Genomic DNA, 23906 nt, shown 5'->3' with positions numbered 1-23906 from the left:
CTTCCACCCTGATGATCAAGGAACGGGGCGGGCCGCGGGCCGCCCCGCCCTTCCGTTTCGGCCCGGCGAGGGGTCAGCAGGGGTGACCGACGGGCCTCCCCGGAACCACCAGTCCGGCTTCGTACGCGACGGCGACCGCCTGGGCACGGCTGCGCAGGCCGAGCTTGGTCATCGTGCGGTGCAGGTGGGTCTTGACGGTGGCCTCGGTGACGACGAGTTCGGCGGCGATCTCGTCGTTGCCGAGCCCCCTGGCCACGAGCCGCAGCACATCCTGTTCCCGGTTGGTGAGCAGCGCCAGGGTGCGGTCGTCTCCGCCGGGGCCCTCGGTGCGCGCGCTGTAGGCCTCGATGAGGCGCCTGGTGACGGCGGGCGCGAACAGCATGTCGCCGCCGGCGATCGTGGTCACCGCGGAGATCAGCCGCTCGGGCGGGGTGTCCTTGAGGAGGAAGCCGCTCGCGCCCGCGCGCAGCGCCGCGTACACGTACTCGTCCACGTCGAAGGTGGTGAGCACGATGATGCGCGACCGGGTGCCCTGCTGGCCGGCGAGGATGCGTTCGGCCGCGGTGATGCCGTCGATGCCCGGGAGGCGGATGTCCATGAGGATCACGTCGGGCCGGTGGGCCAGTGCGGCGGCCACGGCGGACTCGCCGTCCGAGGCCTCGGCGACCCCGGTGAACCCGGGTGCGGCGCGCAGGAGTGCGGCGATGCCTCCCCGGATCAGGTCCTGATCATCGACAACGAGCACGTCCGTCACTGTCGTCCCCCTCATGTCCGGTCGCGGCCGGGCGCCATGCGTCCTCCGGGAGCTCCGAGCCGGTCGGAAGGGAGAGGCGGACCTCGAATCCCCCTTCACTCGAAGGCCCGGCGGACAGCCTGCCGCCGCAGATCCTCACCCGTTCCCGCATGCCGATCAACCCGTGCCCGGAACCGGGGGCGGGGATGGCCGGTTTCCCCTCGCCGCCGTCGTCGCGCACCGAGACGGTCAACCGGTCGGCCAGATAGGCGATCCGCACCTCCACGCGGGCGCAACGGGCGTGTTTCACCACATTGGTGAGGGCCTCCTGGAGTACCCGGTAGGCACACACCTCCAGGCCCGGGTCGAGCTTGCGCGGCACTCCCGTTGTCCGTATGTCGACGCTCACCCCCGCCGCCCCGACCCGCCGAACGAGCTCCTCCACCCGGCTGAGTTCCGGCAGCGGGCCGAGCGGCGCGGACGAGGGGTCGTCCTCCGGGCCCAGGTCGACGCGGAGCACGGTGAGCAGCCTGCGCAGTTCGCCCAGGGCGTCGCGGCTGGCGCCGGCGATCGTGGTGAGTGCCGAGCGGGCGGTGGCGGGGTCCGAGGCGAAGACGTAGTCGGCGAGACCGGCCTGGACGGAGATCACCGACATGTGGTGGGCGACCACGTCGTGCAGCTCGCGCGCGATGTGGATCCGCTCGTCGACCACCGCGCGCCGGGCCCGCTCGCGCTGCTCGTGGGCGAGCGCCGCCGCGAGTCTGACGAGTTCGGCGTTCTGCAGGGCGACCTGCCGCCGTCCGCGGCCGAAGACCAGGCAGATGACGGGGACGATCACGGCCTGTCCGAGGACCAGCAGCGGGCTGAGGCCACCCGCGAGCCCGCTGAGCAGCACGGTCGCCGCGGCGAGGCCGGCGCCGGGCACCGACACCCGCAGCGGGCACCGGGACGCCGCGTTGACCAGGGCGACGGGGATCGCCCACCAGTTCAGCGACGGCTGGTGGCCGGCGCCGAGGTAGAGCGAGTACCCGAGGCAGCAGAGGGTCAGCGCCGTCATCGGCCGTGCCCGCCGGACGACGAGCGGCAGCGCCGTGAGGCAGGTGAGCAGGTACGCCAGGACGTCGAACGGCGCCCAGTCGCCATGGGGGTACTCCTCCCCCGCCACGCACCCGCCCACCGCCAGGACGACGGGGAGCGCGCTGTCGAGGAGGACCTGCCGCAGGCGTGACCGGGTGCTCATCGCTGGAAGGTATGCGGATCCGGCGGGTGCGTCGTCCACCGTGGGGTTGATCTGCGCGGGGCGGCGGGGCGGGGCCCGCCGGGTCAACCCGGGGGTGTGCCCCGGACGTCAACCGCCGGGTTGAGACGGCCCCGGAGGTCAACTCCTGGGATGACGGAGGCCGTCGCGAAGCTCAAACCGTCAGCGGACGTCCGGGCGGGGGGCCCGCTCCTAGCCTTCAGACCGTCAGATCCGGCAGCCACCGGGGCCCGAAGGTCCCGGTGGCCCTCTCGAGGAGCCCCGAGTGAGACCGATTTCCGCTGCCCGAATACCGTTCCTGGCCTCCGGGGGTGCGACGGCGGCCCTGCTCGTCACGATGCTGGGCGCGCACGACGCGAACGCGGTCGACCAGGTCCGCGTGGAACAGTCCAACCTGGCGGGGCTGGGCTACCTGGCGGCGGACCGGGTCGACGGGGTCGACGGCCCCGCCACCCGGTCCGCGCTGCGGGACTTCCAGGGCGACAACGGCCTCGACGCGGACGGCAAGTACGGCGCCCGCAGCGAACTCGCCCTGCACCGCCAGGTCGAGGCCGTCCAGGCCAGGGCCGGGGTCTCGGCCGACGGTGTCTTCGGTACCGGCACCAGGTCGGCCGTCAAGCGGTGGCAGAGCGCCCACGGGCTCGGCGCCGACGGGACCGCGGGGCCGGCGACGATGTCGGCGATGGGAGTGTCCCGCACCGTCAGGATCGCGGCGCAGAGGCAGTTCGGCGCGCACGGCTGGACCGTGGCGGCGCAGTTCGGCTGCCTGAACGACCTCTGGAACGGCGAGAGCGGCTGGCGGGTGTACGCCACCAATCCGAGCAGCGGCGCGTACGGGATCCCGCAGGCGCTGCCGGCCACCAAGATGGCGAGCGCCGGCGCCGACTGGAAGACCAATCCGGCCACCCAGATCAAGTGGGGCCTGAAGTACATCGACGACCGGTACGGGACGCCCTGCAACGCCTACAAGGCCTGGAAGTCCCGCTCACCGCACTGGTACTAGCCCTTCTCCGCACGAACCCGAACACAGCATCCGAGGAGTCCACCATGCGCACCCTGCACCGCTTCGCCCTGACCGCGGGCGCCATCGGCGCGGCCACCGTACTGGCCCTGCCCGGCAACGCGTTCGCCGTCTCCAAGCTCTCCCAGTCGCAGGCGGCCGCCCAACTGCGGGCCGCCGGCGTCACCTGGTCCTCCAGCGGCCGGTGCACGGACCGGCAGAACCCCACCTGCACCTCCTTCGAGCAGATCAACCAGGCCTCCGTCACCGGGCTCAAGACCCTCAAGAGCGCGAGCGGGTGCGCGTTGAACGTCACCGGGGGCACGGAGGTCGGCCACGACAGGACCTTCCGGTACAGCCACGAGAAGGGCTACAAGGTGGACATCGGCACGCCGAACGACTGCCTGAAGAACTACATCGAGCGCAGCTTCACCCGCCTCGCCCCCCGGGGCACCCACCCCCGCTACCGGTCCTCGGCGGGCAACGTCTACACCTGGGAGAAGAACAAGTACCACTGGGACATCACCTTCTGCGACGGCGTCGCGGCCTGCACGGCCGAGGCGAGCCGGTGACCGGGATGCGTCTGTCCCGCGCCTCCCGCAGGGCGGCCGCCCTCCTGGTCCCGGCCGCCGTCCTGATGGCCCTGGCCGGACCCGCCCAGGAGTCCCTCGCGTACGGGCGCGCCCAGTACCCCGCGCAGTCCGCGGGCAACCGGGGCACCGACGTCCTGGCCCTCCAGCGGCTGCTCGCCTCCCAGGGGCAGTCCGCCCCGGCCGACGGGGTGTTCGGGGCGTCGACCACCGCCGCCGTCAAGCGCTTCCAGGCCTCGCACCGGCTGGCCGCCGACGGCATCGTCGGCGCGGCCACCTGGGCGGCCCTGGCCCCGACGCTGAAGGAGGGTGCCTCGGGACCGGCCGTGTCCGCCCTGCAGAGCGAGCTCAACGCCAAGGCCGGGGCCGGCCTCGGCGTGGACGGGAAGTTCGGCGCCGGGACCAGGGCGGCGGTGCGCAGGTTCCAGACCGCGGCAGGGCTGGGGGCCGACGGCGTCGTGGGCCCGGCGACCTGGAAGAACCTGCTCTGGCACTACGAGCGCGTCACCTTCTCCGGCAACAACCTGTGCGACCAGAACCCGGACGGGAACAAGACGGCGAACTGGGGCACGGCAGCGGCCGTCGCCCAGCTGGAGGCCGCCGGACGCGCCTTCGCGTCGGCCGGCCGCGGCCGGGTACCGGTGGGCGACCTCGGGCTCGAACTGGGCGGGAACATCCCCGGCCACGCCAGCCACGAGCAGGGCCTGGACGCCGACCTGTGGCCCGTCCGCGACGACGGCGCGCAGTGCACCGCCGCCCGCATCACGTGGAAGTCCGCCGCCTACGACCGTGCGGCCACCCGCCGGCTGGTCCAGGAGATCCGGCGGGCCGCACCCGGGCACGTCAAGACCGTCTTCTTCAACGACCCCCAGCTGATCTCCGAGGGCCTGACCACCTCCTGGGCGGGCCACGACAACCACCTGCACGTGCGCTACTGCGAACCCGCCCACCCCAGCGCCGCCTACCGGTGCTGACCGCGCCCCTCCGGAGGAGAACACCTCCGCACCGGGGGTAACGGGGGAAACAGGCCGCTCCGGGGCGCTCGCCGCGCCCCGGAGCGGTCGTGGGCCGGCGAACATACGATGGGCCGTATGGCACAGGCCGTGGAGAGCACGCGGACCGTCATCCTGACCGTGGACGACGACCCGGGCGTTTCCCGCGCCATCGCCCGTGACCTGCGGCGCCGCTACGGCGGCGGGTACCGGGTCGTGCGTGCCGAGTCCGGCGAGTCCGCGCTGGAGGCGCTGCGCGAGCTGAAGCTGCGCGGCGACCTGGTGGCCGTGATCCTCGCCGACTACCGCATGCCCCGGATGAACGGCATCGAGTTCCTCGAACAGGCCCTGAACGTGTACCCGGGCGCCCGGCGCGTACTGCTGACCGCGTACGCGGACACGAGCGCGGCGATCGACGCGATCAACGTGGTCGACCTCGACCACTACCTCCTCAAGCCCTGGGACCCTCCGGAGGAGAAGCTCTACCCGGTCCTGGACGACCTGCTCACGGCCTGGCGGTCCAGCGACCACCGGCCGGTGCCCGCAACCAAGGTGGTCGGGCACCGCTGGTCGGCCCCGTCCTCGCGGGTGCGGGAGTTCCTGGCCCGCAACCAGGTGCCGTACCGCTGGTACTCCTCCGACGAGGCCGAGGGCCGGCGGCTGCTGGAGGCGGCCGGGGCCGACGGGCAGCGCCTGCCCCTGGTGGTCACTCCGGAGGGCACGGCGCTGATCGAGCCGGAGCCGGCCGAGCTGGCCGCCCACGTGGGGCTCGCCACCACCCCGGCGGCCGAGTTCTACGACCTGGTGGTCATCGGCGGCGGCCCGGCCGGGCTCGGCGCGGCGGTGTACGGGGCCTCCGAGGGGCTGCGCACCGTGCTGGTCGAGCGGTCGGCGACGGGCGGGCAGGCCGGCCAGAGCTCCCGCATCGAGAACTACCTCGGCTTCCCGGACGGCGTCTCGGGCGCCCAGCTCACGGAGCGCGCCCGCCGCCAGGCCGCCCGCTTCGGCGCCGAGATCCTCACGGCCCGCGAGGTCACGGGCCTGGAGGTCAAGGGGCCGGCCCGGGTGGTCCGCTTCTCCGACGGTTCGGCGGTTGCCGCGCACAGCGTGATCCTGGCGACCGGGGTCTCCTACCGGCACCTGGGTGCGCCCGGCTGCGACGAGCTGACCGGCCGGGGGGTGTACTACGGCTCCTCCCTCACGGAGGCGGCCTCCTGCGCCGGGCAGGACGTGTACATCGTCGGCGGCGCGAACTCGGCCGGGCAGGCGGCGATGTACCTGGCGCGGGGCGCCGGGTCGGTGACGCTGCTGGTGCGCGGGGAGTCGCTGACGGCCTCGATGTCGTACTACCTGGTCCAGCAGATCGAGGAGGCCCCCAACATCAGGGTGCGCACCCGGACCGTCGTGGAGTCGGCGCACGGTGACGGCCACCTGGAGCGGCTGGTGCTGCGGGACGTGGACAGCGGGGTGACGGAACCGGTCGACGCCCAGTACGTGTTCGTGTTCATCGGCGCGGCCCCGCTGACCGACTGGCTGGACGGCACGGTGCTGCGCGACGGGCACGGCTTCATCCTGGCGGGACCGGACCTGACGGCGGACGGCCGGCCGCCCGCGGGGTGGGAGCCGGACCGGCTCCCGTACCACCTGGAGACCAGCGTCCCCGGGGTGTTCGTGGCGGGCGACGCCCGCGCCGAGTCGGCCAAGCGCGTCGCGTCCGCCGTGGGAGAGGGAGCCATGGCCGTCATGCTCGTCCACCGGTACCTGGAGCAGTCGTGAACGGGCCGGGCGGCGGCGGGCAGGTCATGCCCTGCGCGCCGCACGAGATCGCGTCCCTGTTCCTGTTCGAGAAGCTGTCCCCGGAGCAGCTGGGGCGGCTGTGCGCCGAGGGGCGGGTGGAGCGCTTCGAGGCGGGTCCGGTGTACGCCGAGGGGGAGCCCGCCACCTGCTTCTACGTGATGATCGAGGGGACCGTCGTCCTGTCGCGGCGGGTGGGCGGCGACGACGTCGAGGTGAGCCGTACCTCGCAGCGCGGGGTGTACTCGGGGGCGATGCAGGCCTATCTGGGCGACCGGGTGCCGCAGACGTACACCAACTCCATGCGGGTGACGGAGCCGACGCGGTTCTTCGTGCTGCCGGCGCAGTCGTTCGCGGACGTCATGCGGGAGTGGTTCCCGATGGCGGCGCACCTGCTGGAAGGGCTGTTCTTCGGTTCGAAGAACACCCAGCGGGCCATCGGGCAGCGCGAACGCCTCCTGGCGCTCGGTTCGCTGTCCGCCGGGCTCACCCACGAGCTGAACAACCCGGCGGCGGCGGCCGTCCGGGCCACCGCGGCGCTGCGCGAGCGGGTCGGCAAGATGCGGCACAAGCTGGCGCACATCTCCCAGGGCCGCTACTCGGGCGAGGCCATCGCCGATCTCATCGAGATCCAGGAGCGGACGGTGGAACGGGTCGCGAAGGCCCCGGCGCTGAGTCCGCTGGAGGCCTCCGACCGGGAGGACGAGCTGGCGGACTGGCTGGAGGACCACGGCCTCCCGGAGGGGTGGCGGCTCGCGCCGGTCTTCGTGCAGGCCGGGCTGGACGCGGACTGGCTGGACCGGGTCGCGGCGGCCGTGGACGGCTCCCTGCTGCCGGCGGCGATCGGCTGGCTCGGCTACACGGTCGAGACCGAGCTGCTGATGGGCGAGATCGAGGACTCCACCGCGCGCATCTCCCACCTCGTCGACGCGGCCAGGCAGTACGCGCAGCTCGACCGGGCCCCGCACCGGGTCGTGGACGTCCACGAGCTCCTGGACAGCACGCTGGTGATGCTCTCCGGGAAGATCGGGCCCGGGGTGCGGGTGGTGAAGGAGTACGACCGCTCGGTGCCGGACGTGCCCGCCTACCCGGCCGAGCTCAACCAGGTGTGGACGAACCTGATCGACAACGCCGTGTCCGCCATCGCGGAGACCGGCGGCGAGGGCACGCTGACGGTCCGCACGGCGCGGGAGGGGGACCGGCTGCTCGTGGAGTTCCGCGACACCGGGCCCGGGGTGCCGGCCGAGATCCGCAGCCGCATCTTCGACCCCTTCTTCACCACCAAACCGGTCGGCGAGGGCACCGGGCTCGGTCTGGACATCTCCTGGCGGATCGTGGTCGGCAAGCACCACGGCAGCCTCCAGGTCGAGTCCGTCCCCGGCGACACCCGTTTCCAGGTGCTGCTGCCGCTGACACCGCCGGACACCCCCGAGGAGAGCACATGAGCGAGATCGCCGGGATCGACCCGAGCGCCGCGCCTTCCGGCACGGGCTGCGTGGAGTGCGAGGAGGTGCACGGCTGGTGGTTCCACCTGCGCCGCTGCGCCCAGTGCGGCCACATCGGCTGCTGCGACTCCTCCCCGGCCCAGCACGCCACCGCCCACTGGAGGGCCACCGGTCATCCGCTGGTGCAGAGCTTCGAGCCGGGCGAGGACTGGTACTGGAACTACGCCACGAACGCCCTGTTCCAGGGCGGCCCGGAGCTCACCCCGCCGACCGAGCACCCGCCGACGCAGCCGGCGCCGGGCCCTCCCGAGCGGGTCCCGCCGGACTGGACGAGCCGGCTGCACCCCTGAAGGCGTCCAGCCGCGCCAGCTCCTCGCCGGTCAGCGTGAGCTCCGCCGCCGCGGCCGAGTCGGTGATGGAGGCCGGGCGGCCGGCTCCCGGCACCGGGATGACGGCCGGGGACCGGGCCAGCAGCCAGGCCAGGGCGACCCGCTGGGGGCTGACGCCGCGCTCGGCGGCGACGCGGTGGAACGGGGTGCCGGCGGAGGTGGCGCCCGACGGGCCGTCCAGGGAGCTGCGCGAGATGCCGCCGAGCGGGCTCCAGGGCAGGAAGGCCAGTCCCAGCCGGGTGCTCAGCCGCAGCTCCGCCTCGCCGTCGCGGACGGCCGGTGAGTACCGGTTCTGTACGCAGACGAGTCCGTCGCCGAGGATCCGGTGGGCCTGGAGGATCTGGGCGCGGGAGACGTTGGAGATTCCCGCGGCGCGGATCGTGCCGGCGTCGAGCAGTTCGCGCAGCGCGCCGACGGACTCCTCCCAGGGGACGGCCGGGTCGGGCTTGTGCAGCTGGTAGAGGCCGATGGCGTCGACGCCCAGGCGCCGGGCGGAGGCTTCGGCTGCGCGTCTGAGATGGGCGGGGGTGGCGTCGACGGTCCAGCTGCCGTCTCCGGGGCGTCCCCGGCCGCCCTTGGTGGCCACCAGGACGCCCGAGGTGTCGCCGCCGTAGCGGGCCAGGGCGCGGGCGATCAGCCGCTCGTTGTGGCCCTCCTCGCCGGCGTGCCAGTGGTAGCTGTCGGCGGTGTCGATGAGCGTGACGCCGGCGTCGAGGGCGGCGTGGACGGTGGCGACGGCCCGTGCCTCGTCGGGGCGGTGCTCGATGGACAGGGGCATGGCGCCGAGGCCGACGGCGCTGACGGTGTGGTGGCCGATGGTGCGGTACCGCATGGTGGCTCCGTTCGCTCAGGCGGTGAGGGCTTCGGCGACGGCCCCGGGAAGCCAGTCGGCGGTGCGGGAGAAGCGGAAGCCGAGCTCCTTGGCGCGGGTGTTGCTCATGGCGTAGTGGTGGTCGAAGGAGAACGGGGAGGCGTCCGCGCCCGCCGGGACGGTCCGCAGGACGGGCTCCCGGCCGGTCCGGGCGGCGATGACGGCGGTGAGGCCGTGCACGTCGAGCGGGCCGTCGGAGCAGGCGTTGACGGGGCCGGTGAAGTCGGCGGCGGCCGCCCACAGCAGCACGTCGGCCAGCTCCTCGTGGTGGATGAAGACCGTGGGCCGCGGCCGGGCGTGCACGGCGATCTCCTCGCCCCGGCTGACGCGGCCGGTGTAGTGCGCCAGCCGGCCGGTGAACTCCAGTGCGCCGCCGCCGAGCACGTGGGCGCTGCGTACGCTCGTGAACGCGAAGCCGCCGGCGGCGGTGAGGACGGCCTCCGCCTGGCGCTTGCCCTCGGCGTAGTGCTCCTCCAGGTACACGGCGTCGTGCCAGGGCAGGTCCGTGGCCACCCGCCAGGCGGCCGGGTCCACGGCCGACTCCGGAACCGGTGTCCCGGCGGGTACGGCGGGGAGGGCGGCCGTGGCGGGGTCGTAGACCTCGATCGTGGAGGTCATGACGTAGCGCCGGGTACGGCCGGCGAAGGTGCGGGCGGCGATGGCGGCCTGCACGGGGGTGTAGCAGACCTGGTCGACCACGACGTCGAAGGTGCGGCCGTCGAGCGCGGCCCTCAGGGCGCTCTCGTCGTTCCGGTCGACGACGAGGTGCTCGACCCCCTCGGGCGGCGGGGTGGAGCCCCGGTTGACCACGGTGACCCGGTTCCCGGCGGCGTGCAGGCGCTCGACCAGGAGCCTTCCGAAGTAGCGGCTTCCGCCGATGACGATGATCTTTTGCATGCCCTCATCGTGGAGGCCTATCGTCACCAGCAGAAGTCATGATCTGCTGATCGCGTATGAAGGAAAACTGTTGATCGACGTACAGCGGCTCCGCGTCCTGCGGGCGGTGGCGGAGCACGGCAGTTTCAACCGGGCCGCCGCGGCCCTGCGCCTGACGCCCTCCGCCGTCTCCCAGCAGATCGCCGCGCTGGAGCGCGGCCTCGGCGCGCGGGTGGTCGACCGGAGCACGCGCGGCGTCACCCTGACGCAGGCCGGGCGGATCATGGTCGGCGCCGCCGAGACCGTCGCGGCGGAGCTCGAACACGCGCGGCGGCAGGTCGACCGGCTGGGCACGGGCCGTACCCGGCTCACCGTGGCCACGTTCACCAGCGGGGGCAGACTGCTGCTGCCGGCCGCGCTCGCCCGACTGGCGGCGGAGCACCCCGGCACCGTGATCCACATCAGGGAGGGCGAGCCCGAGGACACCCTGCCGCTGGTCCGCCAGGGCGCCGTGGACCTCGCCCTCGCCTACCGCTTCGACGGCCCGCTGCCCGGCGGGCCCGGGGCCGGCTCCGGCTCCGGCCTGGAGTGGACCCCGCTCATGGAGGACCCGCTGTACGTGGTCCTGCCGCGGGAACACCGGCTGGCCGGGCGCGGGGCCCTGGACCTCTCCGAGCTGGCGGACGAGCCCTGGGTGCTCGGCTGCCTGCGCACCGAGGCGTACCTGCGCCGGTACGCCTCGATCGCCGGATTCGATCCGGAGGTGCGCGGGACCACCACCGACTACTTCTTCGCGCGCTCGCTCGTCGCCGCGGGCATCGGGGTCTCGCTGATCCCCTCCATCGCGCTGGGCCCGGAGGTCCCGGGCCTGTGCGCGGTCCCGGTCACGGCGCCGGGCCCGGTGCGGCACATCGGGGCCGCCGCCCGCGGCGGCGGCCGGCCCCTGGTGACGGCCCTCGTCCGGGCCCTGCGCGAGGAGGCCGGGCGGCTCTAGGGCGGCCCGCCACCGGGGCCCCGTGGCGCTAGCGGGTGTACCGGCGGATGCGGTAGCGCAGCCCGGACGTCGAGGTGCGCCAGGCGTCGTCCGCGCCGGCGGCCCATTCCGGGCCGGGTACGGGGGCGTGGGTGTCGCCGTCCACCTTCGCGTCGATCTCGGTCACCGAGAGCACCGTGGCGTGCTCCAGGGCGGCCCGGTAGATCTCGCCCCCGCCGATCACCCACGTCTCGCCGGCGCCGGCCGCCAGCTCCAGGGCCTCGGGAACCGAGCCGGCGCGCAGCGCGCCCTCGGCCCGCCAGTGCGGGTCGCGGGTGACGACGATGTTGCGCCGGCCGGCGAGCGGGCGGAAGCGCGGGGGCAGCGAGTCCCAGGTCTTGCGGCCCATCACCACGGGGTGGCCGAGGGTGGTGGCCTTGAAGTGCGCCATGTCCTCGGGCAGCCGCCACGGAATGGTGTTGCCGGCGCCGATGACGCCGTCGAGGGTCTGCGCCCAGATCAGTCCGACGGTCATACCGCCACCGGTGCCTTGATGGCCGGGTGGTGCCGGTAGTCGAGCAGCTCCACGTCGGAGTAGGCGTAGTCGAAGATCGAGTCGGCCTGGCGCAGCTTCAGCCGGGGGAAGTCGTACGGGGTGCGCGAGAGCTGCTCGGTGACCTGTTCGACGTGGTTGTCGTAGATGTGGCAGTCGCCGCCGGTCCAGATGAAGTCGCCCGGTTCGAGGCCGGTCTGCTGCGCCACCATGTGGGTGAGCAGGGCGTAGCTCGCGATGTTGAACGGCACGCCGAGGAACAGGTCCGCGCTGCGCTGGTACAGCTGGCAGGAGAGCTTGCCGTCGGCCACGTAGAACTGGAAGAAGGCGTGGCACGGGGCGAGTGCCATCCGGGACAGCTCGGAGACGTTCCAGGCGGAGACGATCATCCGGCGGGAGTCCGGGTCGCGCCGGAGCGTGTCGAGCACCTCGGTGATCTGGTCCACGTGCCGGCCGTCGGGAGTGGGCCAGGACCGCCACTGGACGCCGTAGACCGGTCCGAGCTCACCGTCGGCGTCGGCCCACTCGTCCCAGATGGTGACGCCGTGCTCCCGCAGCCAGCCGACGTTCGAGTCGCCGCGCAGGAACCACAAGAGCTCGTACACGATCGACTTCAGGTGCACCTTCTTGGTGGTGACCAGGGGAAACCCCTGGGAGAGGTCGTAACGCAGCTGGTGCCCGAACACGCTTCGGGTGCCGGTGCCCGTCCGGTCGGCCTTCGCCGTCCCGGAGGTGAGCACATGCCGCAACAGGTCTTCGTACTGGGTGTCCGCCACAACCGTCGAGTCTACGATTCCCCGGACGGTGCCTCGACCAGGACGCCGGGCGCGGCCGGTCAGCGGCGCTGCCACTCCTCGGCCAGCAGCCGGTAGGAGCGGACCCGGTCCGCGTGGTCGTGCGTGATGGTGGTGATCAGCAGCTCGTCCGCTCCCGTGGCCTCCTGGAGGCGTTCCAGGTGGTCGGCCACGGTCCGCGGGGAGCCGGTGAACTGGGTGTCGACCCGGTCGGCGACGAGTTCCCGGTCGGCCTCGGTCCAGGGCAGGGCGCGCGCCTCGGCGGGCGTGGGGAAGGGGATGGCGCCCTCGGCGGTGCGGATGCTGCGCACCCAGGGCGCGTAGCCGGCCGCCAGTTCGCGGGCGGTCGCGTCGTCCTCGGCGACCACGACGTCGGCGGACACGGTGAGGTACGGGCGGTCCAGCCCGGCCGACGGCTTGAAGGCCGCCCGGTAGCCCTCGGCCGCCTCCAGCACGCTGGCGGGGCTGACGTGGTAGTTGGCCGCGAAGCGCAGTCCGTTGCGGCCGGCGGTCTCCGCGCTGACCCCGCCGCTGCTCCCCAGGATCCACACCTGGACGTCGGCCCCCTCCCCCGGGACGGCGTGCGCCTCCACGCCCTGCGGGGAGCGGTAGTCGCCGCGCAGCAGCGCGAGGACGTCGTCGACCTGCTCGGCGTAGTCCTGCGGCTGGGCACCGGGCAGGTTCAGCAGGCGCTGCTGGAGCGCGACCCTCGGGTGGCCCAGCAGGTGCGCGAAGGAGAAGCGGGGCGGGATGCGCAGCCCGTTCGGCGTCCACCCCTCGAAGGGCTCGGCCGCCGCGGGGTCGCGCTGCGGGGGCCGGCCGGCGGAGCGGCCCAGGCCCAGGTCCAGGCGGCCGGGGTGGAGCGCGTCGATCAGGCCGAACTCCTCGACGGTGGAGAGGGCGGTGCGGTGCCCGAGCTGCACGGCTCCGGAGCCGAGGCGGATCGTCGTGGTCGCGGAGGCGGTGAGCGCGAGGAGGACCGCCGGGGAGGTCCCGGCGACGCCGGGGTTGAGGTGGTGCTCGGCGAACCAGTAGCGGGCGTAGCCGAAGGCCTCCGTCTGCCGGGCGAGGTCGATGCTGTGGTGCAGGGCCTCGGCGGCGGTGGAGCCGGACGGGACGGGGACGAGGTCGAGGACCCCGAGGGGGATGCCGGACATGCCGGGCTCCTTACAGGCCGGAGGGGGCGGGGGCGGGCACGGAGAGCCCGAGGTGGTCGCGGAGGGTGGTGCCCTCGTACTCGGTGCGGAAGACGCCGCGCTCCTGGAGCAGGGGGACGACGGTGTCGGCGAACACGTCGAGGCCGCCGGGGGTGATGTGGGGAACGAGGATGAAACCGTCGGCGGCGTCCGCCTGCACCAGGTCGTCGATCGCCCGGGCGACGGTGGCGGCGGAGCCGACGAAGGTCTGGCGGGCGGTGGTCGCGATGACGAGCTCGCGGATCGACAGGTTCTTGGCGCGGGCGAGCTCGCGCCACTGCCGGGCGGTCTCCCGCGGGTCGCGGAACTGGCGGACGCTGGCCCGGCCGAGGGCGATGGTGTTCTCGCCGGGTTCGGGGTCGGTCTCGGGCAGCGGCCCGTCGGGGTCGTAGGCGGACAGGTCGCGGTTCCAGACGTGCTCCAGGTACCTGATCGCGGTCTGTCCGCTGACCTGGAGGCGGCGCACCTCGTGCGCGGTCTCGTGTGCCTCGGCGTCGGTGTCGCCGAGTACGAAGGTGGCCGCGGGCAGGATCTTCAGCTGGTCGGGCGTGCGCCCGTACCGGGGGAGGCGGCGCTTGACGTCCGCGTAGAAGGCCCGGCCTTCGTCGAGGGTCCCGTACCGGCCGAAGATCGCGTCGGCGCGGGCGGCGGCGAACTCGCGGCCCTCGTCGGAGTCGCCCGCCTGGAAGACGACGGGCCGGCCCTGCGGGCTGCGCGGCACGTTGAAATGGCCCTCGATGTCGAAGTGCGGTCCGCAGTGGGTGAAGGCGCCCGCCCGGGCGTCCCGCAGGAAGGTGCCCGAGACCGGGTCGGCGACGATCTCGGTGCCGTCCCAGGAGTCGAACAGCCCGGTCGCGGCGGCCAGGAACTCCTTGGCGCGGGAGTAGCGCTCCTCGCGGGGCAGGAACCCGCCCCGGCGGAAGTTCTCGCCGGTGAAGGCGTCCCAGGAGGTCACCACGTTCCAGGCGGCGCGTCCGGCGGACAGGTGGTCGAGGCTGGCGAACTGGCGGGCCACCTCGTAGGGCTCGTTGAAGGTGGAGTTGATCGTCCCGGTCAGGCCGAGGCGTTCGGTGACGGCGGCGAGCGCGGCGAGCACGGTGAAGGTGTCGGGCCGCCCGACCACGTCGAGGTCGTAGATCCGGCCGCCCTGTTCGCGCAGGCGCAGTCCCTCGGCGAGGAAGAGGAAGTCGAACCTGGCGCGCTCTGCCGTGCGGGCGAAGTGGACGAAGGAGTCGAAGTCGATGTGGCTGCCGGCCGCCGGGTCGCTCCAGACGGTGGTGTTGTTGACTCCGGGGAAGTGGGCCGCGAGGTGGATCTGCTTGAGCGGCTTGGTGCTCATGGTGGTCCTTCCGGGTCCGGATCAGGCGGCGGGCTGGGCGGCGTACCGGCCGGCCGGGCGTGCCAGGCCCAGCAGTGCGCGCAGGGTGTCCGCCTCGTACGCGCGGCGGAAGGCCCCGCGCCGCTGGAGCTCGGGCACCAGTGCCCGGGTGATCGCGGGCAGGTCGTGGGAGATGCCGCCGGGCCGCAGCCGGAAGCCCGTCAGGCCGGCCGTCCGCCAGTCCTGGAGCAGGTCGGCCAGCTGTGCGGGGGTTCCGGTGAAGACGGCTTCGCCGTCGCCGTACGGGGTGCCCGCGAGGGCGTCGAGGCGTTCCCTGCGCGCGTGTGCCGCGGGGGCGTCCTCGTCCAGGAAGACGGTGAGGTCCCCGAAGAGGTGCAGGGGCTCCGCCGCGGGCCCGGCGGTCTCCCGGGCCCGCCGGATCTCCGCGACCGCGGCGCGCACGGCGTCGGTGTCGTGCGCGGGGACGTAACCGGCGTCCGCGGAGCGGGCGATGAGACCGTACGCCGCGCGGGTGGCGGCCGCGGCGGTGACCAGGGGCTGTCCCTGGGGCGGGCGGGGGGTGATCGACGGTCCCCGGACGCTGAAGTGGCGGCCCTCGAAGTCGATGTGGTGCAGCTTGTCGCGGTCGACGAAGCGGCCGGTGGCCACGTCCCGGATCTCGGCGTCGTCGTCCCAGCTGTCCCACAGCCGCCGGACCACCTCGACGTGGTCGGCGGCCTCTTCGTACGCCTCGTCCTCGGGCAGGGCCGCCGCGCGCCGTCCGAAGTGCCGCAGTTCGTGGGCGGTTTGCGACACCCGGACGTCCAGGCCCGCGCGGCCCCGGCTGACGTGGTCGAGGGTGGCGATGGCCTTGGATATGTGGAAGGGCTCGGTGTGGGTGGCGGTCACGGTGGGGACGAGTCCGATGTGCCGGGTCAGCGGGGCGACGCGGGCCGCGGTGAGCACCGCGTCCAGCCGGCCGCGGACCTGGTCCGTGCGTCCGTCGGGTCCGTCCGGCGAGGACGACTGGAGGGTGAGGGCGTCGTCGAAGGAGACGAAGTCGAGCAGGCCGGCTTCGGCCTCGGCCACGGCGTCGGCCCAGTAGCGGGCCGTGAGGAGTTCGCCGGGCCGGGCACCCGGCTCGCGCCAGGCGGCCGGATGCCGGCCGGCGCCGTCGAGCGCGACGGCGAGGTGCAGCGGTGCGGAAGCCGCCGCTCGGGATGCGGCTGGGGGTGGGGAGGCCGGCACGTCGGATCACGCCTTTCCGGATACGCCTTCCGGTCGGCCGTGCGAAGGGGGGCCGATGCCTGTTGCGGTATCCGCCGAAAACGCTATGTCCGGCCGTTGCGCCATACAATGACCGCCTCGTTAAGGGAAGTTGGCAGTCGTGTTGCCGCTCCGTCAAACGGTCCCCGCAGTACGGCTCTTGCTGCCGCGTCTTTCATCGCGAGACCGCCCTGTCCACGATCTGGTCGTGGTCTTGCCCGGAGGGTTCTTCCGGGCAAGTATTCCTATCAATCCGATGGGAAAAGTGGGGATCCGGCGCCGCCCGGCTTCCTCCCCTCGCGCGTGCCCAGGCCTCCCGGCCACCGGCCGGCGCCACCGACAACGTCCCGGAGCAGCCGACATGACCACCGCCCTCCCTCCCGGCAACGTCCCACGCCCCTCCCCCGCGCCGTACCGCGCCGTCCGGGCCTGTCGGTGACGCCGGTGCCGACGACACCGAGCACCGCGGGCCGCCCGTCCGACGCCGCACGGCGCCGCGCGCTCCTGCGTACCGCCCGCGACGTGGCGGACGACCTGGCCGCCGACTCCGTGACCCGCGAGCAGGCCGGCCGGCCGCCGGTCGACGAGACGGCCCGGCTGCGCGAGGCGGGCCTGCTCGCCGCGCTCACCCCGCCCCGGCCGGGCCGGGGCGCGGACTGGCGCACCGGATGCGCCGTCATACGCGAGATAGGCGCGGCGGACAGCTCGCTCGGCGAGCTGCTCGCCCGCCACTACGTGCACACGTGGGGCGGACGCTTCTACGCGGCCGACCACGACGCCACCGCCCTCGAGGAGGAGTCGGCGCGCGAGCAGTGGCTGTGGACCGGCGCGGTGCGCGCGCCCGCCCCGGGCGGCGAGGCAGGCCCGCCGGACCTCACGCTGAGGCCGCGCAGTCCGGGGTACGTGCTGAGCGGGCGCCGCCCCGTGGACACGGCGGTGGCCGCCGCCGACCAGATCGCGGTGGACGCCGTGTGCGCCGTGACGGGCGACGTCCTGGTCGTGCGGGTCACGCCCGGCGCGCCCGGCGTGACCCTCGAACCCGCCCACGACCGCCTCGGCCAGCGCGTCGCGGGCGCGGGCGCCGTCGTGTTCGACCGCGTCGCCGTCGCTCCCGGTCAGGTGCTGGGACGCCGGCCGCACGACGAGGAGTCGACCGCGCCGTTCACCGCGCTCGCCGAGCCCGCGCTCCGGCTCGCCCTGTGCCACGTCGGCCTCGGCATCGCCGAGGGCGCCCTCACCGAGGCGCGCGACCTCAGCCGGGGCGGCCGCGCGCACCGGCCGCCCGGCGACGACCCGGACCTCTTCCTCGCCTACGGGGAGCTCGCCTCCGCCGCCCAGACCGCCACTGCGGTGGTCGACCGGGCCACGGAGGTGATGGCGCAGGCCCTCGACGCCGGGGAGCAGCTCGACGCCGAGGATCCCGCGGGGGTCGCCGCCCTGGTCGCGACCGCCGAGACGGTGACGTCGGAGGCCGCACTGCACATCACCGCCAGGGTGCTGGAGTTCGCCGACGCGCCGGGCCTGGACCGGTTCTGGCGCAACGCCCGCGTCCTGACGGCCCACCGCCCGGTCGCGCACCGGCTGCGCTCGATCGGCGAGCACTACCTCAACGGCTCCCACCGCGCGGTGGCGGCGGCCTTCCGCTGAGGCGGGGCCCGCGCGGGACGGCGGCCGGGGCCGTACGGGATAATGTCCGCATGCGGATCTCAGCCAGGGCGGACTACGCGGTACGGGCCGCGCTGCAGCTTGCCGCGTCGCAGGACGACGGACCGCTGAAGGCCGAGGCCATCGCCGACGCCCAGGACATCCCGCACAAGTTCCTCGAGGGCATCCTGAACGACATGCGCCGGGGCGGTCTCGTGCTGAGCCAGCGCGGCGGCAACGGCGGCTACCGGCTGGCCAGGCCGGCCCGGTCCATCAGCATCGCGGACGTCATCCGCGTCGTGGACGGACCCCTCGTCTCGGTGCGCGGGGTCCGCCCGCCCGACCTCTCCTACTCCGGCCCCGCCCAGTCGCTGCTCCCCCTGTGGATCGCGCTGCGGGCCAACGTGCGCGAGATCCTCGACGGGGTGTCGCTCGCGGACGTGGCGTCGTCGGAGCTGCCCTCCTCGGTGTCCGCGCTGGCGGACGCCCCCGGAGCCTGGACCAATCCCTAGCCTCTGACCTGCGGTTTCTCGTAAGACGAGACAGCGGCGTCCACCATCTGGTCAACCTCTTGGGGCGGGTGCCCCCGTCTGCCAAGATGCCTACCAACCAGGTGGGAAAACTAGGGATCCAGGGAGGAAGGCCGTGCGCATGCCGCATCACGCAGACGTACACGTACACCGGCCGCCGTCCCTGATCTCCCGCCGGCACATCGATCTGGTCCGCACCTCCAGCGCCATCTGTCAGCCTGCCTGACCGCCCTCACCGGACCTGAACCGGCGGCCGCGCACCAGCCGGTGCCGTGCCGCCCGCCCGTCCGTCACGCCGGCCGGACCTCGATTCCCGGGGCCGCCCGACGGCCCACCCGTTCCCCAGCCTGCGACCGTGATCCGGCCACCGACCGCCGCGCGCGGGTGCCGTGTGTACCGGTGGCTTTGAGACGTCCGTCTCAGCTCTTGAACCCATCCCGTGAAAGGACACCTCCGTGTCTGCCGCAAGATCGCTCAACGCCCTGCGCGCCATCGCCGTCACCGCCACGCTCCCCCTGCTGCTCACCGCTTGCGGCTACGGCTCCGAGGCCGAGAAGAAGGACGAGAAGCCGGCCGGCGCCACGGCGTCCGAGGGTGGTCAGCAGAAGCTCTCCGCGTCCGAGGTCCGCATCGGGTACTTCCCGAACCTGACCCACGCCACCGCCCTGGTCGGCCTCCAGGAGGGCCTGATCGAGAAGGAGCTGAACGGCACCAAGGTCAAGCCGCAGTCCTTCAACGCCGGCCCCTCCGAGATCGAGGCCCTCAACGGCGGCTCCCTCGACATCGGCTTCATCGGCCCCTCGCCGTCCATCAACGGCTACGTCAAGTCCAAGGGCTCCAACCTGCGGATCATCTCCGGCTCCGCCTCCGGCGGCGTCAAGCTGGTCGTGAACCCGGACAAGATCAAGACCCTGGACGACCTCAAGGGCAAGAAGATCGCCACCCCCCAGAAGGGGAACACGCAGGACATCGCGTTCCTCAACTGGATCGCCGAGAAGGGCTGGACGGTCGACCCCGAGTCCGGCAAGGGCGACGTCTCCGTCGTCCGCACCGACAACAAGGTCACCCCCGACGCCTTCAAGCAGGGCTCCATCGACGGCGCCTGGGTGCCCGAGCCCACCGCCTCCAAGCTCGTCTCCGACGGCGGCAGCGTCCTCCTCGACGAGACGGCCCTGTGGCCCGACAAGAAGTTCGTCATCACGAACGTCATCGTGTCCCAGAAGTTCCTGAAGGAGCACGCGGACGTCGTCGAGGCGGTCCTCAGGGGCACCGTCAAGACCAACGAGTGGATCAACGCCAATCCCGACAAGGCCAAGGCCTCCGCCAACGCCAAGCTCAAGGCCGAGAGCGGCAAGGAACTCGACGCCAAGGTCCTCGACCCGGCCTGGCAGAGCATCCTCGTCACCGACGACCCGCTCGCGAGCACGCTGAAGACCGAGTCGGACTGGGCGGTCAAGGCCAAGCTCCTGGAGAAGCCCGACCTGGCCGGCATCTACGACCTGACGCTCCTGAACAAGGTCCTCAAGGCCGCCGGCAAGCCCGAGGTCTCCGACGCCGGCCTCGGCGCCAAGTAGGCCCCCGGCACACCGCGTACGACGGCACCGGCTCCACCGAGGCAACCGCCTCCCGGGGCCGGTGCCGTCGCGCGTGGCGGACAGCACGCCGGCGGGACGGCGGACGGGAAGGCGGTCTTGACACCCGCCCGGACCGCGCCGACACTCCAGAACGGCGAATCCTGGTGAACCGGTAGGGAATCATGGGCTGTTCAGGGCTGGACCGCGGCACCGACGGCGTCCGCGCCGCCGCGCCGGCGCGCCCGCTGCTCACCTCCCGCCGCCACATCGACCTCCTGCGCGTGTGCAGCGCGGCGAATCCCCCGCACCCCGGCGGCCCCGCGCCCGCCCACCGCTGACCCGCGCCCCCACCCTCAGGGTCCCGGCCGCGCCGCATCCGGCGCCGGCCGCCGTCGCCGTCGTCGCATGCCCCGTGCCCGAGCACCCCCAGGGAGAAGCATGTCCACCACCCGCCCGACAGCCGCCCCGTCCTTCCGGAGCAGGATCGGCCGTGACGCGCACAGCGGCTACCCCGCCGTCCCCCACCGCTACCGGCTCCACCTCTCCCCGTCCGGCCCGTCCTGTCTGCGCATCGCCGTCACGCACAGCCTGCTCGGCCTGCGGGACGTCCTCCCGATGACGCTGCTCCCGGCCGTGCCCGACGCGCCCGACGGCGGACACCTGGCCCTGCGCCCGCTCTACCAGGCCAGCTACCACCGGTACCCCGGACCGGCCGTGGCCCCCGTACTCGCCGACGGCTGGACCGGACGGATCGTCAGCACGCACGCCCCGGACATCCTCCAGGACATGGGCCGGCTCTTCGGCACCGGCGGCCGGCAGCTGTACCCGGCCGGCGCCGACGACCGGATCGAGGCCGTGGCCCGCCTGTGCGAACAGGGCATCAACGCGGCGGCACAGCGCGCCGGCCAGTGCGGCGCCGACCCGGCGGCACGGGACACCGCGCTCGCCACCCTGCTGCGCGCGCTCAACGCGCTGGAGCGACGCCTCTCCAGCGCCGAGTACCTGCTCGGCACCGAACTCACCGCAGCCGACGTGCAGTTGTGGGTGACGCTGGTACAGCTGGACACCGTGCACCGCTGGCACCTGGACGCGGCCGCGGTGTACCGCCTCACCGACCACCCGTACGTGTGGTCGTACGCCCGGCGCCTGGCGGCCCACCCCGCCTTCGCGCCCCACCTGGACCTGGACGGCATCGCCCTGCGCCACCACGCCCAGTGCCGCGGCACGGAGGCCGCGGGCGCGGCGTTCCCCATCGTCGACTGGGCGGGCCACGTACCGGCCGCCACCCCCGCCCTCGGCACCGGCCGCGCCGGCAGCTGACGGCCCCCGCTGGCACCCTCCCCGGCCTGACCGCTGCCGGGCTCCGGGCCGTCCCCGGGGGTGTCCGGAGCCCGGCCGGCAGCGGCCCGGAAGCATGGTTCGCGCAGCACGGGTAGGCGCCGGGCATGACCCACAACCGTGAACTCGCGGTGGTGACGGCCGGCGCGTTCCTGCCCGACGGCCTCCGAGCGGAAGGGCACCGGCGGACGGCCGAGCCCGGCTCCGCCGGCGAGTAGCGCGCCCCCGCCCGGTCCGCCATGACCCCGGACGAAGCCCTGCGGCGCATCGCCTTCCTGCTCGAATGGCGCGGGGCGTCCCCGTACCGGGTGCGGGCCTTCCACACGGCGGCCGACGCCGTCCGCGGCCTGGAACCGGGCCCGGTGGACGCCGCCCGGGCCGGACGGCTGCGCGGGGTGGGTCCGGTCACCTCCGAGGTGATCGCCCAGGCGTCGGCCGGGGCGGTCCCGCGCTACCTGGCCCGCCTGGAGGCCGAGGCGGGCCCGGACGCCCGCGCCGGCTGGGAGCTCGCGGCGGCGAGCACCGGGGACTGCCATCTGCACTCCGACTGGTCGGACGGCGGGAGCCCGCTCGAGGAGATGGCCGAAGCGGCCCGCGCCCTGGGCCACCAGTGGGCCGTGCTGACCGACCACTCGCCGCGCCTGACCATCGCCCACGGCCTGAGCCCGGACCGGCTCAGGAGTCAGCTGCGGGCCGTGGCCGCCGTGAACGCCGGGCTGGGCCCGGGCTTCCGGCTGCTGACCGGCATCGAGTGCGACATCCTCGACGACGGATCGCTCGACCAGGAGGAGGAGCTGCTCGGCCGTCTCGACGTCGTCGTGGCGTCCGTGCACTCCAGGCTCCGCTCGGAGCCCGGGACGATGACCGCCCGCCTGCTGGCCGCGGTGCGCAATCCGCGCGTCGACGTCCTGGGGCACTGCACCGGCCGGATCATCACCGGCCGGGGCCGCCCGCAGTCCAGGTTCGACGCCGCGGCCGTGTTCGCCGCGTGCGCGGAGTACGGCACCGCCGTGGAGATCAACTGCCGGCCCGAACGCCGCGACCCGCCGGACGACCTGCTCCTCCAGGCGGCCGACGCCGGCTGCCGTTTCGCCGTGGACACCGACGCCCACGCCCCCGAACAGCTGCACTGGCAGAGCACGGGCTACGCCCGCGCGGCCCGGATCGGCCTGGGCGCGGACCGGCTGATCACGACCTGGCCGCTCGGGCGGCTGCTGGAGGGCAGGAGCGGCCGGCGGTGAAGCGGCGGGCCGGCTAGACCGTGTCCTCGCGCAGGACCCTGATGCTGGTCGCGTCGGTGTCGACGGCGTCCGGCAGGACCATGCCGGCCTCGACACCGGTGCGCAGGTAGCGCAGGACGTCCTCGTTCAGGCGCTCTCCGGGCAGGGCGGCGGGGATGCCCGGCGGGTAGGGCGTGAGCATCTCGGCGGCGACGCGCCCCGCGGCCCGTTCCGCCGGGACCTGCTCGGTGCGTCCGAAGAACGCGTCCCGGGGGAGCACGGCCTGCTCCAGGCGCAGGCCGGAGGGGGAGGGCACTTCCACGGGCTGCCCGGTGCGCAGTTGCGGGGCGTGCGCAGCGAGGTCGGTGAGGGCGGCGAGCAGGCTGCCGGCGGTGTGGTCGTCGTCGGCGTGGGTGAGCTGGGCGCTGACGCGGCGGTGGTCGCAGACGTGGAGGTTGACGCGGTGGTGCCGGCGCAGCCAGTCGGCGGCGCGGTAGCCGGTGACCCGCAGCGCGCTGATGTCGATGATGACCTGGAGGGGGTCCAGGTCGAAGGCCTTGCCGGGGCCGCAGAAGTCGTCGCGCCCGTGGACGTGCAGGCCGTCGATGCGGGAGAGGCGCTCGCGCATGCGGCCGGCGAGGGCGAGGACGTCGTCGTAGAGGGCCTTGCCGTGTTCGGCCATCTGGCGCCGCCAGCCGTCGAGGGCCGCGTACACGAGGACGGACGGGCTGGTGGTGCCGAGCAGGTCCTCGCGGCTCTTCAGCACCTCGGGGGCAACCAGGTCGCCCTGGAGATGGAAGACCGAGCTCTGTTCGAGCGCGGAGCCCATCTTGTGCACCGAGGTGACGCACACGTCGGCGCCGGCGTCCATCGCCCAGGTGGGCAGGTCGGGATGGAAGGGCAGGTGCGCGCCCCAGGCCTCGTCGACGATGAGCGGGACGCCGCGGCGGTGGCATACCTCGACGATGGCGGCCAGGTCCGAGCAGGTCCCGTAGGGGGTGGGGGTGGTCACCAGTGCACCGCGTGCGTCGGGGTGTTCGGCCAGCGCCCGCTCGAAGGCCCCGGCGGACGGCGGGTGGGCCAGGTGGCGCTCGGCGTCCCACTGCGGGTCGACCCACACGGGGCGGATGCCGGACAGGATCAGCCCCGAGACCACCGACTTGTGGGCGTCTCGTCCGACGACCAGCTTCTCGTGCGGTCCGGCGACCGAGAGCATGGCGGACTTCACGGACAGGGAGCTGCCGCAGGTGGAGAAGAAGGCGTGATCGGCGCCGACGGCCTCGGCCATGAGCGCCTGCGCCTCCTCGATGATCCCCTGGGAGGAGGTGCGGTCGTCCAGCCCGCTGGTGGCCAGGACGTCCGAGCGGAAGACGGCGTCGCCGAGCACGGCGCGCACGCGGGGGTCGGCTCCCCGGCCCTGCTTGTGTCCCGGCGGGGTGAACGGTGTCTGCCCGGCCTCGTGGTAGGCGGCCAGGGCGTCCAGTACGGGTGTCCTCGACTGATCCATGCGGGGCCGCCTGCCCGCCGCTCGGGTGCGGAAACACCGTCCGGG

At 73.8% G+C, this 23906-nt stretch carries 24 protein-coding genes; 14 read left to right on the top strand and 10 right to left on the bottom strand.

The genetic code is table 11. The annotated features are described in order from the left end of the window. Positions 1-73 precede the first annotated feature (73 nt). Both ABD973_RS31695 and ABD973_RS31690 read right to left on the bottom strand, forming a co-directional pair. Entirely contained in the window at positions 74-769 is a 696-nt protein-coding gene (locus tag ABD973_RS31695; protein ID WP_125594680.1) for a response regulator, read from the bottom strand. Continuing rightward, entirely contained in the window at positions 729-1973 is a 1245-nt protein-coding gene (locus tag ABD973_RS31690) for a sensor histidine kinase (RefSeq protein ID WP_241253111.1), read from the bottom strand. The genes ABD973_RS31695 and ABD973_RS31690 overlap by 41 nt, the downstream gene beginning before the upstream one ends. Before the next feature lie 283 nt (positions 1974-2256). Between ABD973_RS31690 and ABD973_RS31685 the strand changes: the two genes are divergently transcribed. The 6 genes from ABD973_RS31685 to ABD973_RS31660 all read left to right on the top strand — a co-directional run bounded on the left by ABD973_RS31685 (position 2257) and on the right by ABD973_RS31660 (position 8162). After that, the gene (locus ABD973_RS31685) at positions 2257-2994 is read left to right on the top strand and encodes an aggregation-promoting factor C-terminal-like domain-containing protein (protein ID WP_345503608.1); all 738 of its coding nucleotides are present in this window, start codon (positions 2257-2259) and stop codon (positions 2992-2994) included. A 44-nt stretch (positions 2995-3038) separates the two neighbouring features. Beyond that, positions 3039-3563 carry a hypothetical protein gene (locus ABD973_RS31680; RefSeq protein ID WP_125819953.1) on the top strand — a complete coding sequence of 175 codons (525 nt, stop codon included), beginning with the start codon at positions 3039-3041 and terminating at the stop codon, positions 3561-3563. 5 nt (positions 3564-3568) lie between these two features. Next, positions 3569-4555, top strand: coding sequence for a penicillin-insensitive murein endopeptidase (locus ABD973_RS31675; protein WP_241253523.1), 987 nt, complete (start codon positions 3569-3571; stop codon positions 4553-4555). Positions 4556-4672: 117 nt separating this feature from the next. Continuing rightward, a complete protein-coding gene (locus ABD973_RS31670; protein WP_125819954.1) occupies positions 4673-6349 on the top strand; it encodes an NAD(P)/FAD-dependent oxidoreductase in 1677 nt (558 codons plus the stop codon). Between the two features lie 26 nt (positions 6350-6375). Beyond that, the gene (locus ABD973_RS31665; RefSeq protein ID WP_345504816.1) at positions 6376-7812 is read left to right on the top strand and encodes an ATP-binding protein; all 1437 of its coding nucleotides are present in this window, start codon (positions 6376-6378) and stop codon (positions 7810-7812) included. Next, entirely contained in the window at positions 7809-8162 is a 354-nt protein-coding gene (locus tag ABD973_RS31660) for a UBP-type zinc finger domain-containing protein (protein ID WP_125819955.1), read from the top strand. Before ABD973_RS31665 ends, ABD973_RS31660 begins: the two co-directional genes overlap by 4 nt. On the opposite strand, the gene ABD973_RS31655 is transcribed toward ABD973_RS31660, so the two are convergent. Beyond that, a complete protein-coding gene (locus ABD973_RS31655) occupies positions 8071-9033 on the bottom strand; it encodes an aldo/keto reductase (RefSeq protein ID WP_125819956.1) in 963 nt (320 codons plus the stop codon). The two genes, ABD973_RS31660 and ABD973_RS31655, sit on opposite strands and share 92 nt — an antisense overlap. Before the next feature lie 15 nt (positions 9034-9048). Then, positions 9049-9969, bottom strand: a complete 921-nt coding sequence (locus tag ABD973_RS31650) for an NAD-dependent epimerase/dehydratase family protein (RefSeq protein ID WP_345503603.1) — start codon at positions 9967-9969, stop codon at positions 9049-9051. A 70-nt stretch (positions 9970-10039) separates the two neighbouring features. On the opposite strand from ABD973_RS31650, the gene ABD973_RS31645 reads away from it, so the two are divergent. Beyond that, a complete protein-coding gene (locus tag ABD973_RS31645) occupies positions 10040-10942 on the top strand; it encodes a LysR family transcriptional regulator (RefSeq protein WP_125819958.1) in 903 nt (300 codons plus the stop codon). A gap of 28 nt (positions 10943-10970) precedes the next feature. Here the strand turns inward: ABD973_RS31645 and ABD973_RS31640 are convergent, their stop codons facing one another. The 5 genes from ABD973_RS31640 to ABD973_RS31620 are packed head-to-tail and all read right to left on the bottom strand — an operon-like array spanning position 10971 to position 16030. After that, positions 10971-11456 carry a dihydrofolate reductase gene (locus ABD973_RS31640; protein WP_125819959.1) on the bottom strand — a complete coding sequence of 162 codons (486 nt, stop codon included), beginning with the start codon at positions 11454-11456 and terminating at the stop codon, positions 10971-10973. Further along, the gene (locus tag ABD973_RS31635) at positions 11453-12250 is read right to left on the bottom strand and encodes a thymidylate synthase (protein WP_125594670.1); all 798 of its coding nucleotides are present in this window, start codon (positions 12248-12250) and stop codon (positions 11453-11455) included. The genes ABD973_RS31640 and ABD973_RS31635 overlap by 4 nt, the downstream gene beginning before the upstream one ends. Before the next feature lie 59 nt (positions 12251-12309). Continuing rightward, complete coding sequence (locus tag ABD973_RS31630) at positions 12310-13425, bottom strand: LLM class flavin-dependent oxidoreductase (protein WP_125819960.1); 1116 nt, start codon at positions 13423-13425, stop codon at positions 12310-12312. Between the two features lie 10 nt (positions 13426-13435). After that, positions 13436-14803, bottom strand: a complete 1368-nt coding sequence (locus tag ABD973_RS31625) for an NtaA/DmoA family FMN-dependent monooxygenase (RefSeq protein ID WP_345503600.1) — start codon at positions 14801-14803, stop codon at positions 13436-13438. Positions 14804-14824: 21 nt separating this feature from the next. Then, positions 14825-16030 carry an LLM class flavin-dependent oxidoreductase gene (locus tag ABD973_RS31620; RefSeq protein WP_345503598.1) on the bottom strand — a complete coding sequence of 402 codons (1206 nt, stop codon included), beginning with the start codon at positions 16028-16030 and terminating at the stop codon, positions 14825-14827. Positions 16031-16492: 462 nt separating this feature from the next. On the opposite strand from ABD973_RS31620, the gene ABD973_RS31615 reads away from it, so the two are divergent. The 7 genes from ABD973_RS31615 to ABD973_RS31590 all read left to right on the top strand — a co-directional run bounded on the left by ABD973_RS31615 (position 16493) and on the right by ABD973_RS31590 (position 22375). Next, positions 16493-17695 carry an acyl-CoA dehydrogenase family protein gene (locus ABD973_RS31615; RefSeq protein ID WP_125819962.1) on the top strand — a complete coding sequence of 401 codons (1203 nt, stop codon included), beginning with the start codon at positions 16493-16495 and terminating at the stop codon, positions 17693-17695. Between the two features lie 50 nt (positions 17696-17745). Further along, on the top strand, positions 17746-18204 hold the full coding sequence (locus ABD973_RS31610; protein WP_125594666.1) for an RrF2 family transcriptional regulator: 459 nt from the start codon (positions 17746-17748) through the stop codon (positions 18202-18204). Positions 18205-18343: 139 nt separating this feature from the next. Continuing rightward, the gene (locus tag ABD973_RS34845) at positions 18344-18448 is read left to right on the top strand and encodes a putative leader peptide (protein WP_368773890.1); all 105 of its coding nucleotides are present in this window, start codon (positions 18344-18346) and stop codon (positions 18446-18448) included. Between the two features lie 229 nt (positions 18449-18677). Continuing rightward, a complete protein-coding gene (locus ABD973_RS31605) occupies positions 18678-19796 on the top strand; it encodes an aliphatic sulfonate ABC transporter substrate-binding protein (protein WP_125819963.1) in 1119 nt (372 codons plus the stop codon). A 182-nt stretch (positions 19797-19978) separates the two neighbouring features. Next, entirely contained in the window at positions 19979-20134 is a 156-nt protein-coding gene (locus ABD973_RS31600) for a hypothetical protein (protein ID WP_164720819.1), read from the top strand. Between the two features lie 100 nt (positions 20135-20234). Beyond that, positions 20235-21116 (top strand): glutathione S-transferase C-terminal domain-containing protein, encoded by an 882-nt coding sequence (locus ABD973_RS31595; RefSeq protein WP_345503593.1) that lies wholly within the window; start codon positions 20235-20237, stop codon positions 21114-21116. 257 nt (positions 21117-21373) lie between these two features. Beyond that, positions 21374-22375: a PHP domain-containing protein gene (locus ABD973_RS31590; protein ID WP_125819965.1), complete on the top strand. Its 1002-nt coding sequence runs from the start codon at positions 21374-21376 to the stop codon at positions 22373-22375. 13 nt (positions 22376-22388) lie between these two features. Here ABD973_RS31590 and ABD973_RS31585 read toward each other — a convergent pair whose 3' ends face one another. Next, positions 22389-23861, bottom strand: coding sequence for an aminotransferase class I/II-fold pyridoxal phosphate-dependent enzyme (locus ABD973_RS31585; RefSeq protein ID WP_345503591.1), 1473 nt, complete (start codon positions 23859-23861; stop codon positions 22389-22391). Positions 23862-23906 lie beyond the last annotated feature (45 nt).

This window comes from Streptomyces racemochromogenes (assembly GCF_039535215.1).
Classification (GTDB): Bacteria; Actinomycetota; Actinomycetes; order Streptomycetales; family Streptomycetaceae; genus Streptomyces; species Streptomyces racemochromogenes.
The sequence above is the reverse complement of the archived record's forward strand: the minus strand, read 5'-3'. Positions and strand labels throughout refer to the sequence as shown.

Bases quoted from the DNA above. Each gene is read 5' to 3' on its own strand.
- ABD973_RS31655 (WP_125819956.1), bottom strand. From the start codon at position 9,033: ATGCGGTACCGCACCATCGGCCACCACACCGTCAGCGCCGTCGGCCTC.
- ABD973_RS31680 (WP_125819953.1), top strand. From the start codon at position 3,039: ATGCGCACCCTGCACCGCTTCGCCCTGACCGCGGGCGCCATCGGCGCG.
- ABD973_RS31595 (WP_345503593.1), top strand. From the start codon at position 20,235: ATGTCCACCACCCGCCCGACAGCCGCCCCGTCCTTCCGGAGCAGGATC.
- ABD973_RS31590 (WP_125819965.1), top strand. From the start codon at position 21,374: ATGACCCCGGACGAAGCCCTGCGGCGCATCGCCTTCCTGCTCGAATGG.
- ABD973_RS31660 (WP_125819955.1), top strand. From the start codon at position 7,809: ATGAGCGAGATCGCCGGGATCGACCCGAGCGCCGCGCCTTCCGGCACG.
- ABD973_RS31640 (WP_125819959.1), bottom strand. From the start codon at position 11,456: ATGACCGTCGGACTGATCTGGGCGCAGACCCTCGACGGCGTCATCGGC.
- ABD973_RS31670 (WP_125819954.1), top strand. From the start codon at position 4,673: ATGGCACAGGCCGTGGAGAGCACGCGGACCGTCATCCTGACCGTGGAC.
- ABD973_RS31695 (WP_125594680.1), bottom strand. From the start codon at position 769: ATGAGGGGGACGACAGTGACGGACGTGCTCGTTGTCGATGATCAGGAC.
- ABD973_RS31675 (WP_241253523.1), top strand. From the start codon at position 3,569: ATGCGTCTGTCCCGCGCCTCCCGCAGGGCGGCCGCCCTCCTGGTCCCG.
- ABD973_RS31665 (WP_345504816.1), top strand. From the start codon at position 6,376: ATGCCCTGCGCGCCGCACGAGATCGCGTCCCTGTTCCTGTTCGAGAAG.
- ABD973_RS34845 (WP_368773890.1), top strand. From the start codon at position 18,344: ATGCCGCATCACGCAGACGTACACGTACACCGGCCGCCGTCCCTGATC.
- ABD973_RS31625 (WP_345503600.1), bottom strand. From the start codon at position 14,803: ATGAGCACCAAGCCGCTCAAGCAGATCCACCTCGCGGCCCACTTCCCC.
- ABD973_RS31585 (WP_345503591.1), bottom strand. From the start codon at position 23,861: ATGGATCAGTCGAGGACACCCGTACTGGACGCCCTGGCCGCCTACCAC.
- ABD973_RS31690 (WP_241253111.1), bottom strand. From the start codon at position 1,973: ATGAGCACCCGGTCACGCCTGCGGCAGGTCCTCCTCGACAGCGCGCTC.
- ABD973_RS31650 (WP_345503603.1), bottom strand. From the start codon at position 9,969: ATGCAAAAGATCATCGTCATCGGCGGAAGCCGCTACTTCGGAAGGCTC.
- ABD973_RS31610 (WP_125594666.1), top strand. From the start codon at position 17,746: ATGCGGATCTCAGCCAGGGCGGACTACGCGGTACGGGCCGCGCTGCAG.
- ABD973_RS31630 (WP_125819960.1), bottom strand. From the start codon at position 13,425: ATGTCCGGCATCCCCCTCGGGGTCCTCGACCTCGTCCCCGTCCCGTCC.
- ABD973_RS31600 (WP_164720819.1), top strand. From the start codon at position 19,979: ATGGGCTGTTCAGGGCTGGACCGCGGCACCGACGGCGTCCGCGCCGCC.